Below are 17,314 nucleotides of genomic sequence, written 5' to 3'. Positions count from 1 at the left end.
ACAATAAACCAGGTTTGAATGCTATGTTGCGATCGCGATCGTCTCCAGCAGTGTAAAACGGCAAAATGCGGCGACGATTTTCCTTACTACATGACGCGCGATGCTGTCTGCCGCTAAAAAACCTGCCTGCTCAACGGTCTTTATTTATCGCTTCCGCTGTCATGACTTGCTTTGCCTCTCATTTTCACCCAACAGACGTGTGATATGTTTCATTATGGAACATAAAAAACCTCACGATGTTCCGTTATGAAACTCTTCATCCTGACATTTTTTTTCTCGTCGACTCCATGAGAATCAGTGCGTCGACGAGCGGTCTGCCGCCGTTACCGTTCCCCCCGTAATCGGATTGTCTTTGCCTCAGGCAGAGTGACAGCTAACCGTATCCAACGGAGCATAAAGAATGAAAAAGCTGATTAACCGTGTGGAAGATGTATTGAGTGAACAACTGGCAGGATTGGCAAAAGCCCATCCTGAACTGACGCTTCATCAGGATCCCGTCTGCATGACGCGAGCCGATGCGCCTGTAGTGGGAAAGGTTGCGCTACTTTCGGGCGGCGGCAGCGGCCATGAGCCGATGCACTGCGGTTTTATTGGTCATGGCATGCTGTCTGGCGCCTGCCCCGGCGAAATCTTTACCTCACCCACGCCAGACAAAATGTTTGAGTGCGCCATGAAAATTGACGGCGGTGAGGGCGTACTGATGATCATTAAAAACTACACCGGCGATATCCTCAACTTTGAAACGGCAACCGAACTGCTGCACGAAAGCGGCGTGAAGGTCACGACGATAGTCGTGGATGATGATGTCGCCGTAAAAGACAGCCTGTATACGGCTGGACGTCGTGGCGTGGCAAATACCGTGCTGATTGAAAAACTGGTTGGCGCTGCCGCAGAGCGGGGCGATTCCCTTGAAGCCTGCGCTGCGCTGGGACGTAAGCTGAATAACTGTGGTCACTCTATTGGCATCGCGCTGGGCGCCTGTACCGTTCCCGCTGCAGGAAAGCGCTCGTTTGAACTTCAGGACAATGAAATGGAGTTTGGTGTCGGTATTCATGGCGAGCCGGGTATCGATCGCCGCACCTTTACTTCGCTGGATAACACGGTCGATGAGATGTTTGAAACCCTGCTGGAGAATGGCACCTACAGCCGCCCGCTGCGTCACTGGGATGTCGAGACCGGTAGCTGGCAAGAAGTGCAGCACACCAAGCAGGCTTTAACGCGCGGCGACAGAGTCATTGCGCTGGTCAATAACCTGGGCGCGACGCCGCTATCAGAATTATATGGCGTGTACAACCGCCTGGCGCAGCGTTGTGAAGAGCAGGGGATCACCCTTGAGCGCAGTCTGGTAGGCAGTTACTGCACTTCACTGGATATGGTGGGCTTTTCCATCACGTTGCTGAGCGTGGACGATGATTCCCTGGCGCTGTGGGATGCGCCGGTCCATACACCAGCCCTGAACTGGGGCCAATAAGGAGATCGATATGTCACTGACCCGCGCCCAAATTGTGAGCTGGCTTTACCGCTGTGGTGAAGTTTTTACCCGTGAAAGTGATTTTTTGACCGGACTGGATCGTGAAATCGGCGATGCCGATCACGGGTTAAATATGCATCGGGGATTCAGTAAAGTTGTCGAGAAGCTGCCTTCTGTCGAAGATAAAGATATCGGCTTTATTCTTAAAAATACCGGTATGACGCTGCTCTCAAACGTAGGCGGAGCCAGCGGGCCGCTGTTTGGTACGTTCTTTATTCGTGCGGCTCAGGTTACCCAGGCGCACCAGAGCCTGACGCTGGAAGAGCTGTATCAGATGATTCGTGAAGGGGCGGAAGGGGTCATTAACCGCGGTAAAGCCGAGCCTGGCGATAAAACCATGTGCGACGTCTGGCTCGCGGTCGTGGCGTCACTGCGTCAGTCTAGTGAGCAGAATGTCTCACTCACCGCCGCTCTTGATGCCGCCTGCCAACAGGCGGAGTCAGCCGCCCAGTCAACCATCACCATGCAGGCCCGCAAAGGGCGCGCCAGCTATCTGGGTGAGCGCAGTATCGGTCATCAGGATCCCGGTGCAACCTCGGTCATGTTCATGATGCAAATGCTGGCCGCCGCCGCCAGGGAGTAAGGAGAGAGGAATGGTAAACCTGGTGATCGTGTCACACAGTGCAATGTTAGGCGAGGGCGTGGAAATGCTGGCCCGGCAAATGTTAACCGGCGATAACTGCAGGATCGCGGTCGCCGCCGGCATTGACGATCCTGATCATCCCATCGGCACGGATCCGATAAAAGTGATGGAGGCGATTGAGGCTGTCGCGGATACCGATCATGTGCTGGTCATGATGGATATGGGAAGTGCCCTGCTCAGTGCTGAGACGGCACTTGATCTGCTCGATCCGGTCATTGCTGAAAAAGTGCGCCTGTGTGCAGCACCGCTGGTGGAAGGCACGCTGGCGGCCACCGTCAGCGCGGCGGCGGGAGCGGACATCGACACAGTCATTGACGTTGCCATGAATGCGCTGGCGGCGAAACAGGCCCAGTTAGGGATAACGCCTCCCGCGCACGCCGCTTCGCTGCCCGCAAAAGCGCCTGATTCGGACGCGCGTTCGGTTACGGTCACCATCAGGAACCACCACGGTCTGCACGTTCGTCCTGCTTCGCGGCTGGTCGCTGCACTGGCGGGAATGAACGCTGATCTGGTGTTAGAGAAACAGGGGCAGTGCGTGAAGCCAGACAGCCTCAACCAGATTGCTCTGCTTCAGGTTCGCTGTCATGACGCCGTTACCTTGTCGGCGAGTGGGCCCGATGCTGAGCGTGCCCTGGCGGCATTTGAATCCCTTGCGGCGGAAGATTTTGGCGAGCATCCCGAGTCGATGGCGTTAAAAACATCGGCGTCCACCGTCGAAAAGGTACAGGGTAAAGCGGTGTTTTATCCCCTGCCGCTGGCGCAGCCTGCCAGGCACCCTTGCAGCGATGTCGGGCAGGAAGAGCGGCGGCTGCAGCAGGCGATAGTAGATACGCTCAATGACCTGAATGCGCTGGCTGCCCTGGCAGAGAAGAAATATGGTGCTTCGGTGGCGGCTATTTTCTCAGGCCATCACACGTTGCTGGACGATCCCGACCTGTTTGACGCTGCCTGTAAGGTCATCCGTAATGACTCGTGTTGCGCTGAATCAGCCTGGTATCAGGTGCTAATGGAATTAAGCCAGCAATATCAGCACCTGGATGATGCGTATTTGCAGGCGCGGTTTATTGATATCGAAGACATACTGTATCGTACTCTGTGTCATCTGAAAGGGCGCGACATCAGGCTGCCGACACCAGACGTGCCCGCCATTATCGTGGCAGACGATATCTTTCCGTCAGCGGTCGTTAATCTGAATGCGCAACTGGTAAAAGGCATTTGCCTGCGGGAGGGCAGCACGCTGTCACATGCCGCAATCATTGCTCAGCAGGCCGGTATTGCCTTTATCTGTCAGCAGGGCGCAGTGCTGGATATCATTCAGCCAGAGGACAGGCTATTGATTGATCCCGCTGCACAGCGCGTGAGTTGCGCATAACGCTAGTGTTCATTAGCCTCTGGTATCTGTTTCAGGGGCTTTAATTTATTTGGCCCTGACAAAAAATTTCAGTTAAATCTCTTTTTGTTCCCTTAACCTTTCGACAACTCCCCTCTCATTTTGGCGCATTTTTATCCAATAATTACTCGATATTTCAATCAGAAAACATAAATAAATCGCGTCCCACAAATGGGTTTCCGCCAGAGACTACCTTGGGATTTCATGTTTATTTTTATTCGGGAAAGGCTCAAGGGAGTGCATTTTAGTTAAGGGGATATTTTTAAAATCATATTTGGGTTAAGGCGGGAAACAGTGAGTGATTAAATAAAATATATATCAAGCTGTCGTCTTTTACTTTTATCAGGAATTTTCCAATAGTTTAGGTGATATTATGCTTTCACTGCCTTACAAAAAACTTACATTTCTTTTCATTGGGCTTACCTATGAGAGCAAAGACAGGGAAGTGGCTGGCGTTGAGCGCCGCGCTTATCACGGTAAGCGCACTGGCTGCGCCGTTGACGCCAGGCGATCGCGATTATATCCAGACTCAGCAACAGCAACGCCTGCAGCAGGATCAGCAGCAGCGTGATGCACTCTGGCAAGCTGTGTCACCGCGTATAGTCCCCGCTCCCCGTGCTGATGCGTCAGGCCGTTGCTTTACTATTCATCAGATCATAATCCGCAACGCCACACTGCTTTCCGCCAGCCAGCAGCAGTCACTAACTTCTGCTTATGTCAATCGTTGTCTGGACTTAACGCAAATTAATGCGCTGGTACATGCGATTTCCGACTGGTATATGCAAAGGGGTTATATTACCAGCCGGGCTTTTTTAACAGAACAGGATCTCTCTTCTGGCCAGCTAATTATTCCCGTGCTGGAAGGCAAACTGGACACCATTATTCTGGACGGTAAACATCCACGCCTGTTGCGCATGGTATTTCCGGGGCTGGAAGGAAAAATCCTGAACCTGCGCGATATTGAGCAGGGCATGGAGCAGATTAATCGCGTACGCACGGTACCTGTTCAAATCGAAATTCAGCCGTCACCCAAACCGGGTTATTCCATTGTTAATCTGACAGCAAAACCTGAATTTCCCCTCAGCGCGACCTTGGGTTTTGATAACAGCGGGCAGCGCAGCACCGGCCTGGGCCAGCTTAACGCCTCTCTGACGGGAAACAACCTGCTGGGGCTGGCGGATCGCTGGTTTGTCAGTGGTGGGCGCAGCAGCGCATTCAGCCACTGGCGCGATGCGCAGAACTTACAGGCCGGCGTCAGCGTGCCTTATGGTTATGGCCTGCTGGATTACAGCTACAGCTGGAGCAACTACCACAGCCATTTTATCAATAACGATTTCACGTGGTTCAGCAACGGCGACAATATTGCACATCGCCTTAACGGCTCCTGGGTTTTATTTCGCAACGGCGATATCAAAACGGGCGTGCAGATTGGCCTGAATCACTATTCCAGCCACAACTATCTCAACGATGCGCCTCTGGTAAGCAGTAGCCGCAAATTAACCAGCCTGCAGTTTGGCCTGAACCACACTCAGAAAATTGCCGGTGGCGTCGCCACGCTTAACCCATCGTTTAGCCGCGGTATGCCGTGGTTTGATGCCGAAAGCGATGAAGGCAAAAACGGTAACCTGCCGAAAGCAGAGTTTCGTAAATGGAGCATCAGCGCCAGCTATCAAAAACCGCTCACCAACAAGCTGTGGTGGCTAAGCAGCCTTTACGGACAGTGGTCACCCGATCACCTTTACGGTAGCGAACGACTCACGCTGGGCGGCGACAGCTCTGTGCGTGGCTTCAAAGAGCAATACCTGTCGGGCGATGTAGGCGGTTACTTACGCAATGAGCTGGATTACAGCCTGTTTACGTTACCTGGGCTGGGTGAAGTCACCGCACTGGCGGCGGTGGACGGCGGCTGGCTGAGAAGCGATCCGCAAAACCCACAGTTTACCGGCACGCTCTGGGGCGGTGCCGTGGGGCTTGGCACTCGCAATCAACATTTTTACACCCAGTATACCGTCGGCATTCCGCTCAGCTATCCCGGCTATTTACAGCCGGATCACGTCAGCATTTACGCCCGCGTCGGGCTGGTATTCTAAAAGAGGAACTGATTATGGACGATCGTCAGCCTGTTTCCCTTGCCCGTCGCGCGCTGAGCTATCTCATCTGCTATCTGGTGGCGGTGCAACCGATGCTGCCCGTGATGGCTGCTGAAATCACGCCAGTCACGCCAGGCACCAGGATGGATGCGGCGGGCAATGGCGTGCCCGTGGTCAATATTGCAACGCCGAATCAGGCGGGTGTTTCTCATAACCAGTACGATCAATATAACGTGGGGCAACAGGGCCTTATCCTCAACAACGCCACTGGCCAGCTCACGCAGACCCAGCTTGGCGGGCTGATCCAGAACAACCCCAACCTTAAAGCCGGACAGGAAGCGCGCGCCATTATTAACGAAGTGGTGGGGGCCAATCGTTCACAGCTGCAGGGCTATACCGAAGTGGCCGGTAAAGCCGCCAACGTTATGGTGGCTAACCCCTACGGCATTACCTGTAACGGCTGTGGCTTTATCAATACGCCCAACGTGACGCTGACCACCGGTAAACCGCAGTTTGATGCCAACGGCAACCTGGCCGCGCTGGAGGTCAGTAAAGGCACCATTACCATTGAGGGCCAGGGACTGGACGGCAGTAAAGCCGATGCAGTATCGATTGTGGCACGCGCAACGGAAATCAATGCCGGGATTCACGCCAAAGATCTCACCGTGACGCTGGGAGCAAACCGCGTCGGGCAGGATGGATCGATAACGCCCATTAACGGCGAAGGGCCTGCGCCCGGCGTGGCGGTCGATACCAGCGCACTGGGCGGCATGTACGCCAACCGCATTCATCTGGTGTCGAGCGAAAAAGGCGTCGGCGTCAATCTGGGTAACTTACTGGCCAGACAGGGCGATATCACCCTGGATGCGAACGGGAAACTGGCGGTGCATAACAGTCTCAGCAGCGGGGCACTGACCGCCAGTGCGCAAAGCGTAGAGCTGAGCGGGGAACATAAATCCGCTGGCCCGGCGACGATAACCGCACAAAACGCTATCAGTCTGCACGATGGGAGCCTGGGGAGCGATCGCGCTGTTTCATTGCAGGGCGGCAAGCGCCTGCAAATCAACAGTGGCAAGATCGTGGCCGGTGACAGCATCAACCTTGCCGCGACCAGCCTGTCGGTGGACAGCGGCAGTGCGCTCAACGCCACCAATAACATCTCGTTCAACGCGCAGCCAGACTTCACCGGCGGCTTAAGCCTGGACCCGGCCGGTCAGTTTGATAATGCCGGGCAGTTTAAGGCGGGGAATAATCTTTCTCTGAATGCTTTCACGATCGGTAACACAGGATCGTTGTCAGCAAAAGGGCAACTGTCCACGGTCAGCAACAACGTGACTAACCAGGGCGCCTTGCAGGGCAATGCGATCCGGCTCAAGAGTGATGCACTAAATAACAGCGGTACGCTGCAGGGTGCTGATGCACTCACGCTGGAGACGATGACGCTAAATAACAGTGGTTCGCTGACGGCACCGCAGCTGACGCTCAACAGCGATGCCATCACCAACAGCGGTCTGTTGCAGGGTACGCAGAATCTGACGTTGTTAAGCCAGCATCTGACTAACTTAAAAAAGGGCAGTATTGCGACGGCGGGCGATTTGACGCTCAACCTGCCTGACTTCAGCAACAGCGGGCTGCTGAGCACGGAGGGTGCACTGCACCTGAGCGGCAACAGTCTCGTCAACGATGGCGAAATCAACGCCAGCACGCTTCATTCTGACAACGGTCAACTGACCAACCTCACAGATGGCAAACTGCTGGCGACAGGCTCACTGCAACTGACAAACGACCAGCTTACTAACAGTGGGCAGATTGCCGCGAATCAGTCTGAGCTCACGGCCGCTACGTTAAATAACGCAGGCAGAATTCAGGGCGCCAGCAGCCTGAACCTGAATGCGGACACGACGAATAACCGACAGGGCGGCGAACTACTGACCTCAGGGCAACTGACGCTTAACGGCGGTGACCTGAATAACGCGGGATTAATTCAGGCAGATAAACTGGCTCTGACAGTGGGCAACTGGCAAAACAGCGGCAATGCGCTCAGTGCAGGCGATGCCACGCTGAAGGCGAAAACCCTGACCAACAGCGGCAAGATAATGGGTCAGCAAAGCGTCGATCTGCAGGGAAATACCACAGACAACAGCGGCTGGTTACTGGCAAAAGTGCTGGCCTTTCAGGGCGATTTAATCAACAGCGGACTGATTCAGGGCGATACGGCGCTGACGTTGAAAGGCGGCAGTCTGAGCAATCAGGCGACGGGCCAGTTGCAGACGGCGGGCAACGCTGACATTACGGCCTCCTCTCTGAACAACCAGGGACAGCTGCAGGGCGATAATCTGGCTGTCACAGCACAAAGCTGGCAAAACAGCGGCAGTGCGCAGGCCACAAAAAATATCACCGCCTCTGTGGCTGGGGAGCTTAACAACGGTGGCACCCTGACGGCCCAGCAGGCAATGAACCTGCAGGCTGGCAACGTCACCAATGCGGGCACGCTTGCTGCGGATCAGCTAACTATTCAGGCTCCCCAGCTCAGTAATGCTGGCCTGCTACAGGGCAACAGCGCACTGGCGATAACCAGCGCGCAAATTGCTAACCTGGCGAACGGTCGGCTTGTCAGCGGAAGCGGACTGAGCCTGGCACCTGTCCAGTTGGTAAATGATGGGCTGTTACAGGTGGCGGGCACCTTCAGCGTCAACGGCGGTGATTTTACCAATAACGGCCAGGTGAATGCGGACGCGTTGAATACCGCGCTGACCGGCACGCTGAATAATGGCGTAAACGGCAAGCTGCTTGCGCGTCAGCTGGCGCAGGTCCAGGCGCAGTCACTGACTAACGCCGGTAGCGTTGCAGGCCAGCAATTGCAGATAACGGGCGATACATTACAAAATCAGGGGCTGCTACAGGGCGATAACGCGCTGACGGCAGGGTTCCGTCAGCTGGATAACCTTGCGGGCGGCCAACTGATTACTGGTGGCGCACTGACGTTACAGGGTACGGACGCCCGTAACGCCGGAACCTGGCAGGGCAGCCAGCTCAGTTACCGTTTCGGCAGCTTAAAAAACACCGGTACCCTCAATGGCACTGGTGCACTGGACGGGCAAACCACGGGGCTGCTGGATAACAGCGGCAACCTGATTACGGGCGGCAACGCCAGCCTGAATGCCGAGAGCCTGACTAACAGTGGCAAAATCATGGCAAGCGGGCTGACGCTGCGTGCCGGATCGCTGAATAACAGCGGCCTGTGGCAGGGCAGTACTTCACTGGACGCGCTTAGTACTGGCGATCTCACCCAGTCTTCAACAGGCAGAGCGTTAAGTGGTGGCGATCTACTGTTGGGCGCAGCGACGCTAAATACCGGCGGCACCCTGCAGGGCGGTAATGCTCAGATCACTGCCGGCAGTTGGCAAAACCAGGGCTCGCTGCTGAGCACCGGCGAGCTTACCGCCGCGATCGATAACGATATTAATAACGGAGGATCACTCCTCAGTCAGGGCGGTGCACAACTCAGTGCGCAAAATCTGGTGAATACCGGCTCTGTCCTCGCCGAAAAAGCCATGACGCTTAACGGCGGTTCGCTGAACAACAGTGGCGCCATTCAGGGCGATACGCTGTCGGTTACTCCCGCCAGCGTTACCAACCAGGGCAACCTTATCGGTATGAAATCCCTGACGCTCGGACCGGCCCCGCAGCGGTTCAGAATGCTGCTGGCGCAGAGCGCTCCGACGCGTGAACTTGTGAATAACGCGGGAGGACAGCTTCTCACGCAGGGCGCGTTAACGATTACGGCCGATAACGTCACCAACAACGGATCGTGGCAGGGGCAACAGATCCTGCTGAATGCGGCAAAACTGGCCAACGGTGGAGCGATTCAGAGTGCCGATGGCCTGCAACTTACCCTGAGCGACAGGCTGGATGCCGCCGCAGGCAGCAAGATCTCTGCCAACGGCACCGCAGCCTTACAGGCGCTGACGCTGGCGAATCAGGGGCAATGGGTGGCTAAAAACCTCACCCTGAAAGGCGACACGCTAAACAATAACGGGGAAATTACCGGCGCGGACAGCCTTAGCGTGCAGCTCAACGGCGCGCTGACACAGCAGCAGGACAAGAATCTGCTCAGTGCCGGAAAAATCAGCCTGCAGTCGGCATCGCTGAATAATCTGGGCCGTATTCAGGGGAGCGATCTTCAGATTAACACCGGTGCGTTAGATAACGCGGGCCGCCTGCAGGGTGACAATAACCTGCTGCTCAGCGCCACCGGGCATCTCACCAACGCCGCGAATGGCACCCTTGTTTCTCAGAACGCGCTGACGCTGACCGCACCAGATCTCTATAACTATGGTCTGATTCAGGGCGCTGGTGGCACAGTCAACGCCACCAACTCAGCGACCAACAATGGCAGATTACTGGCTGGCGGCGCGTTGACCTTTACCACACCGCAACTGGTGAATAATGGCTGGCTGCAGGCCGGACAGCTCACGCTGAACGCGTCCGGCTTAACTAACAACGGTACGCTGCTTGCCGATCAACAGGGCACCCTGAACGGCACCAATTTCCAGAACCAGGGCATGGCGCAGGGCGGCAACCTGGCCGTTAATTATCAGAATCTCGGTAACAGCGGCACCGTGCTCGGCACCGGACAACTGAACGTGAATGCCGCGCAGGTCAACCTGACCGGATCGGGACGGCTGTTCAGCGGCGGCGGTTTGACGCTGGTGAGTAACGGCTTTGACCAGTTCGGCCAGGTCGTTGCGCTGGGCGATGTGCTAGTGAATCTGGCGAACAGCTTCGTCAGTCATAACACGCTGGCAGCGGGCAACCGGCTGACGCTCAACAGCAACGGCTCGCTGGAAAACCAGAGCACAATGCAGGGCCAGGGCGTGACACTCAATGCGGGCGGCGACCTGACCAACAACGGCCAGATCACCACCGGCGGCGCTGACAGTAGCCTGACAGGCAACCGCATCGCCATGAACGGTGCTGGCAGCCTGCAGGGCGGCGGCAACGTTACCCTGAACAGCCGTAGCGATGTCACCCTGGACGGTTTTACCGGCACGCTCGGTAACCTGACCATCAGCACGCCAGGCAGCCTGGTCAACACGGCGCTGCTTTACGCCGGGCAGAATCTCTATTTATTTGCTAACAGCATTCGTAATCAGCGTGGCGATATTCTGGCGGGCAACAGCCTGTGGATGCAGCGCGATGGCGCGGGCAATGCCAACGGGGAAGTGATCAACACCTCTGGGACGATTGAGACGCAGGGTGGGGATATTAATATCAATACCGGGCATTTGTTGAATACGCGGGATGGGTTATCAACCAGCATTTCAACCATCAGAGGTACTGGTCTTCCTGAAGGAGCTGAAAGTGGTTCCTTCCTTCTGCCTCTTTCGGCTTTGTCAGTTGAGAATGGAGAAATTGGAGAAAAGGATGAAATAATTCAAATCACGGGCGGCAAAAATGATATGCAAGGCACGGAGCGTTATCTTGCTCCTACTGAAAAAGCAAAAACTAAAAGATTCCTTATTAGTCAGACTATAGTAACAGCCTCATCCAATGGTAGCGCCGGTCTAATTAACGCTAATAGAAATTTAAATATTAACTCGAATGCACTAGACAACTTTGCAAGTAACCTTTTGGCAAGAAATAATATTTCTATTACTGGTGGGGTGCTTAATAATTCATCATGGCAAGGAAGTACCACGAGTGAGTACTCAAATTATTTACTCAGTCCCGGGACGAGGATAGCAGAAAGAACTTTTAACTTTCCACAAGAACGTGGTTTTTTTAGCTGGAGAAACTCTTTATCAAGTGAAATTAGGTATACGCTCTCTGGCACCCCAGAATACGTAACTGTAACCACTGGTATACCATTGCGCTCAGTTATCCAAGCTGGCGGAAATGTTAATGCAAACTTCATCAGTAACATCAGTAACACCAATACAACCTCAAACGCAGGCTGGTCTGGGAATACGATTTCAGCGCCAGGCATAAGAGGACTAGCCTCACTGAGCCAAGCAGGGGGGCAACAGCGTCAGCAAATCGCCGGAACCGACAAGGTAACCGTTAACTCTCCGCAGTGGCGCGATCAGCTTCAGGGGGCCCTGCAGCAGGTCAATGGTGATAGTTCACTGGATAACAGCACACCTGATAAGGCCTCGCTCGTTACTCATGCATCAGGCAACTTCAGCCGCGCCGATTTAAGTCAGTCAGGTAGACTGATTTCCGATCCTTCAGTCAGTTCGGCAAATCTACGTAGTTATAAGCCAGCCAGTGTAGATACCAGTGCCTATCCGATTCCGTCTGGCGATAATGGCTATTTTGTTTTTGGTAACAGCAAAAGTCCCTATTTAATCACTCTCAATCCAAAACTTAACGGTCTGGGACAACTGGATAACAGCCTGTTTGGCGATCTTAACGCATTGCTTGGCAGGCAGCCGGGACAGATACCGCAGGAAAGCCGTCAGCTTTATACCGATAAAACCACGTTCCTGGGGTCGTCTTACCTGCTAGATCGTCTGAACCTCAAGCCAAACTATGATTACCGTTTCCTTGGTGATGCGGCCTTTGATACGCGCTATGTCAGTAATGTTGTGTTGAATCAGACCGGCAGCCGTTATCTGAATGGCATTGGTTCTGAACTGGATCAGATGCGCTATTTAATGGATAACGCGGCATCTGCGCAGCGTGCGCTAGGGTTGCAGTTTGGCGTGTCATTGTCTGCGCAGCAGGTGGCCTCACTTGATAAAAGTATGGTCTGGTGGGAAGCCACAACGATAAATGGTGAGACGGTGATGGTGCCGAAAGTCTATTTATCATCCAAAGACGTGGAAATGCATGACGGCAGCGTAATTGCAGGGAATAACGTGACGCTTTCCGGCGGTGATATTACCAACAGCGGCAGTACTGTTACCGCAAAAAATAACCTGACGGTTAGTAGTCAGAACAGCGTGAATAACCTCAATGCAGGCATGCTTTATGCGGGCGAAAATCTGCAGCTGACCGCGATAAATAATATTAATAACGTCAGTTCAAGCATTAGCGGTCAAAAGGTTGCGCTTGAGAGCGTCAATGGCGATATAAACAACACGACCGCGACAACGTTGTGGCAGGTAAATGGTTCCGCAGGCAAACGAAATACCGTTTCGGCAACCCAAACATTCGTTGGTCCTACAGCGACTATTACATCGCTGGACAGCCTTAGCCTTAAATCCGGCAAAGATATTAATATTAAAGGTGCCAGTCTAAACGCGAGTGGCGATCTGTTAATGAACGCCTGGCATGATATCGCCATAACGAATAATCAGGAAATATCAGGCTATGCGATTAATGGCTTCGGTTTCCAAAACAGCAGTACTCAAAAAGTTACAAACACAGCCAGCCAGATTTCGGCGGGCCATAACCTGTCTGTTACGTCCGGTCACGATTTAAACGTCACCGCCAGTAACCTTAACGCTACAAATGATGCTTCGCTACAAGCGGGCAATGATCTGAACCTCAATAGCGCTACTAACACTCAGAATAATAGAAGTGGCAACCAGGAATCCCATTCGACCGGACTGGATCGCACGGCTGTCAGCAGCGGCGGTAATCTCAGCCTGGCTGCCGGTCAGGATATTAACAGTCAGGCCGCCGCCATCGCCGCCACAGGTAATGCCGCGCTGAAAGCGGGCCGTGATATCAACCTGAATGCCGAAGCCACCGGTTCCGGTTACAGCGAGAGAGGCGACAAGAAAACTGTTATCAGTGAAACCGTGCGTCAGCAGGGCACGGAAATTGCCAGTGGTGGCAGTACGACAATGGTTGCCGGTCGAGATATCAATACCGAAGCAACCGATGTGACGGCAAAACAGGATATCGCCCTGCAGGCCGGTCGCGACGTTAACCTGAATACGGCGACCGAAAGCGATTATTACTACAAAGAAGAAACCAAAACTAAAAAAGGCTTCCTGAGTAAAAAGACTACGCACACCATTCAGGAAGACAGTGCAACGAATGAAAAAGGCACCCTGCTGAGCGGCAACAATGTCTCCGTTAAAGCAGGTAATGACCTGCTGGTAAAAGGTTCTCAGGTCGTCGGTGATGGCAATGTGGCACTGGATGCCGGTAACAATGTCGATATTGCTGCCGCAACTAATACCGATTCCACATGGCGTTTTTCGGAAACGAAAAAGAGCGGCCTGATGGGAACGGGCGGCATTGGTATCAGCATCGGTAGCAGTAAATCACTGCAGGAGATGCGCGATAAAGGAACAACACAAAGCCAGAGCATCAGTACCGTCGGCAGCACTAAAGGGAATGTTTCAATTACCGCTGGCAAGCAGTTGCAGGTTAACGGTGCCGATTTGGTGGCGGGCGGTAATATGGCGCTCCAGGGTGATAGCGTTACTGTTACGCCAGGACACGATCTGCGTACCCACGATGAAAGAACGGAGCAACGTACCAGTGGTTTAACGCTGGCGCTGTCTGGTGCGGTAGCGGAAGCCGTGAACAGTGCAGTCGCTGCAGCGCAGTCAGCCAAACAGCAGAGTGATGGTCGTCTGGCCGCGCTTCAGGCGACCAAGGCCGTCTTGTCTGGCGTGCAGGCGAATCAGGCCAGTCAGCTTGCTCAGGTACAGGGTGATCCTAATAACGGCATTGGCATCAGTATTTCACTTTCTACCCAGCAGTCGAAATCGGAGCAGCATCAGCAGTCAGACACGGTTAACGGCTCAACGATCAATGCAGGCCGTAATCTGAGTATCAATGCCACGGGCAAAGGCCAGGGGCGAGACAGCGGCAATCTGGTGATTTCTGGTAGTCAGCTGAAAGCAGGCGGCGATACGACGTTACAGGCGGCAAACGACATCACCCTAACCGGTGCGGCAAACACCCAGCAAACCACAGGTAAAAACAGCAGCAGCGGGGGCGGCATTGGTGTCAGCTTCGGCGTTGGGGCAGGCAGTGCGGGATTAAGCGTCTTTGCCAGCGTCAATGGCGCTAAGGGCAATGAGAAAGGCAACGGCACGGTCTGGAGCGAAACGACCCTGGACAGCGGCGGCAAGGTTGCCATCAGCAGCGGTCGCGATACCACATTGAGTGGCGCTCAGGTCAATGGCAACAGCGTGAAGGCGGATGTGGGTCGGGATCTGACCATTACCAGCCTGCAGGACAGCGACAAATACGATTCTAAGCAGTCCAGTTTTGGTGCAGGCGGCAGTTTTACCTTTGGCTCAATGACCGGGTCCGGGTATATCAACGCCAGCCAGGACAAGATGCACAGCAATTTCGACAGCGTGAAGGAGCAAAGCGGTCTTTATGCTGGCAATGGCGGCTTTGATGTCACGGTGGGCAACCATACACAACTTAACGGTGCGGTCATCGCCAGTCAGGCCGATGCGGATAAAAACCGTCTGGATACCGGTACACTGGGCTTTACCAATCTGCATAACGAGGCCGACTACAAAACCGAGCATCAGGGCATTGGCATGAGCTCGGGTGCCAGCTTCGGCGGTCAGTTTGCCGGGAATATGGCTAACACCATGCTGGCAGGCGCAGGTGGAAAAGGGCATGCTGAAGGGACTACCCAGTCAGCAGTGGCTAACGGTACGATAGTGGTGCGCGATCAGGCTAATCAGAAGCAGGATACCGCCACGCTGAGTCGTGACACGGCGCATGCCAACGACAGCATCAGCCCGATCTTTAACAAAGAGAAAGAACAGCAACGGCTGCAGACCGCGCAGATGATTGGCGAGATTGGCAGTCAGGTGGCAGATATCGCTCGTACGCAGGGCGAGATTTATGCGCTGAAGAAAGCCCAGGAGGTAAAGGGCCCCCCACCCGAAGGCGCATCTGAAAAAGCACGCAATGCCTACATAGAGAGCCTTAAAGCGACCCCTGAGTACAAAAAAGCAATCGCTGACTCTGACTCCGGCACAGGAAGTTCATTACAGCAGGGGATCCAGGCGGCAACTGCGGCTGTTCAGGGACTGGCTGGCGGAGATTTTAAAGCGGCACTGGCTGGCGCATCCGCCCCTTACCTCGCCGAACTGATCCACAAAAATACCACCACAACAGGCCCTGACGGCAAGCCGGTGGTGAATACCGCAGCAAATCTGATGGCACATGCGGTTGTAGGCGCCGTCATTGCACAGGCGCAGGGCAACAGTGCGCTGTCCGGTGCCAGTGGCGCAGCGCTGGGCGAGTTTATCGCTCAGGAGATGTATCCGGGTATCGCGCGGACGGATTTGAGCGAGGAGCAGAAGCAAACTATCAGCGCACTCGGAACGCTGGCAGCGGGGCTTGCTGGCGGTCTGGCAAATGGCAGTGCGTCAGGAGCCATAGCGGGCGCTCAGGCGGGGAAAAATGCGGTTGAAAATAACTCTCTTGCTGATATCGCGCAGGCGCAGTCTGAAGGTAAAACGCTTGAGCAGAAAGCCAATGAGCAGGTTGAAGCCGAAAACGATCGCTATAAAAAGGCCAACTGCGGTGGCATGAGCGCCGAGGCCTGCTCGGTGAAAATGTACCAAGAGCGGCGTGAAGCGCTGAAAGAAACAGTATCGCTGGGTGCGGACTTCGTGCCTATCGTGGGTGATATAAAGAGTTTTGCGGAAGCGCAGTCGGCGGCGGATTATCTCGCAGCCGTAATTGGTATCATCCCAGGGGCAGGTGATGCAGCTGGAAAAATTATTAAGGCCGCTGAAGCAGCGTTGAAGAATGGCGACGTGGCTGAAGCATCGAAGCTGATTAATAAGGCCAGCGAAGAGATTCAGGCAGTTAAACCTTTAGATGTTGGGTCATATAAAGAACTTAAAGATCGCTCAGTCGTTGGCGATGGATTAGAGCATGATCATATTCCGTCATTTGCTGCTATTCGTCAGGCAAAAGAAAATGAGTTGGGAAGAAAGTTAACTCCAACCGAGGAAAAAAATCTATATAATAATGCAACAGCTATTGAAGTACCTAAAGATGTACATCAGGCAGGCCGCACTTATGGTGGTAAAAATACGCCGTCCCAAATAAAACAAGACGCAATAGATCTTTGTGGTGCAGAATGTCGCGATACAGAAGTACATAGAAAAAACATGCTGGATCGAGGATATGATCCTAAAATCGTCGATGACGCAATAATGGAAATCAAGAAAAGAAATTCTCAAACAGGAGTAACAAAATAATGTTGATATGGGATGAATTTGTTAATTTGTTAGGTCGCTCAAAATTCGATGTTAAGTTTGTTAATATTTCAAGTGATTTTCATGAGTTGCCTAATATCGAGGAGAGTGTTTTAGGTGACAGGAAATATTATTCTTTTTTACAATCTGGTGTTTTATTCTTATTGGAAGGTGAAGTAATAGATCAAATTACTTTTTACACAACTAAGGATGAGAGTTTTTCTGAATATAAAGGGGAGTTACCATTATCCACTGATAGTTCGGAGGATGAGGCTATGCAAATACTAGGCCACCCCTTAGATTCAGGTGGTGGAAAAATAGATCCACTTATGGGTCATATTGACCGTTGGATAAGATATGAAAATGAGGGGTATACGCTTCATCTACAATTTAATCAGAATGATAGATTATCCAGAATTACTCTTATGAGATAAATATAAATTCCGATCTTATCCGTAATGCCGATCAGTGAATCAAATTAAAAACAGGGAGTTATTGATTCGGACGGGGGGA

General features: G+C 53.4%; 6 protein-coding genes. All 6 read left to right on the top strand.

Going from position 1 to position 17,314, the window contains the following annotated elements; translation table 11 throughout:
* Window positions 1–400 precede the first annotated feature (400 nt).
* The 6 genes from dhaK to P9J57_RS16025 all read left to right on the top strand — a co-directional run bounded on the left by dhaK (window position 401) and on the right by P9J57_RS16025 (window position 17,235).
* Entirely contained in the window at window positions 401–1,471 is a 1,071-nt protein-coding gene (gene dhaK, locus P9J57_RS16050; RefSeq protein WP_014593024.1) for a dihydroxyacetone kinase subunit DhaK, read from the top strand.
* 10 nt (window positions 1,472–1,481) lie between these two features.
* Window positions 1,482–2,114 carry a dihydroxyacetone kinase subunit DhaL gene (gene dhaL, locus P9J57_RS16045; protein WP_013024796.1) on the top strand — a complete coding sequence of 211 codons (633 nt, stop codon included), beginning with the start codon at window positions 1,482–1,484 and terminating at the stop codon, window positions 2,112–2,114.
* 10 nt (window positions 2,115–2,124) lie between these two features.
* Window positions 2,125–3,546 carry a dihydroxyacetone kinase phosphoryl donor subunit DhaM gene (dhaM, locus tag P9J57_RS16040; RefSeq protein WP_028714860.1) on the top strand — a complete coding sequence of 474 codons (1,422 nt, stop codon included), beginning with the start codon at window positions 2,125–2,127 and terminating at the stop codon, window positions 3,544–3,546.
* A gap of 443 nt (window positions 3,547–3,989) precedes the next feature.
* Window positions 3,990–5,654: a ShlB/FhaC/HecB family hemolysin secretion/activation protein gene (locus P9J57_RS16035; protein WP_014593027.1), complete on the top strand. Its 1,665-nt coding sequence runs from the start codon at window positions 3,990–3,992 to the stop codon at window positions 5,652–5,654.
* Between the two features lie 14 nt (window positions 5,655–5,668).
* Window positions 5,669–16,804, top strand: coding sequence for a hemagglutinin repeat-containing protein (locus P9J57_RS16030; RefSeq protein ID WP_483279291.1), 11,136 nt, complete (start codon window positions 5,669–5,671; stop codon window positions 16,802–16,804).
* Window positions 16,804–17,235, top strand: a complete 432-nt coding sequence (locus P9J57_RS16025) for a hypothetical protein (RefSeq protein ID WP_041930716.1) — start codon at window positions 16,804–16,806, stop codon at window positions 17,233–17,235. The genes P9J57_RS16030 and P9J57_RS16025 overlap by 1 nt, the downstream gene beginning before the upstream one ends.
* Window positions 17,236–17,314 lie beyond the last annotated feature (79 nt).

Source organism: Pantoea sp. nfd-35 (assembly GCF_056892255.1).
The sequence above is the reverse complement of the archived record's forward strand: the minus strand, read 5'-3'. Positions and strand labels throughout refer to the sequence as shown.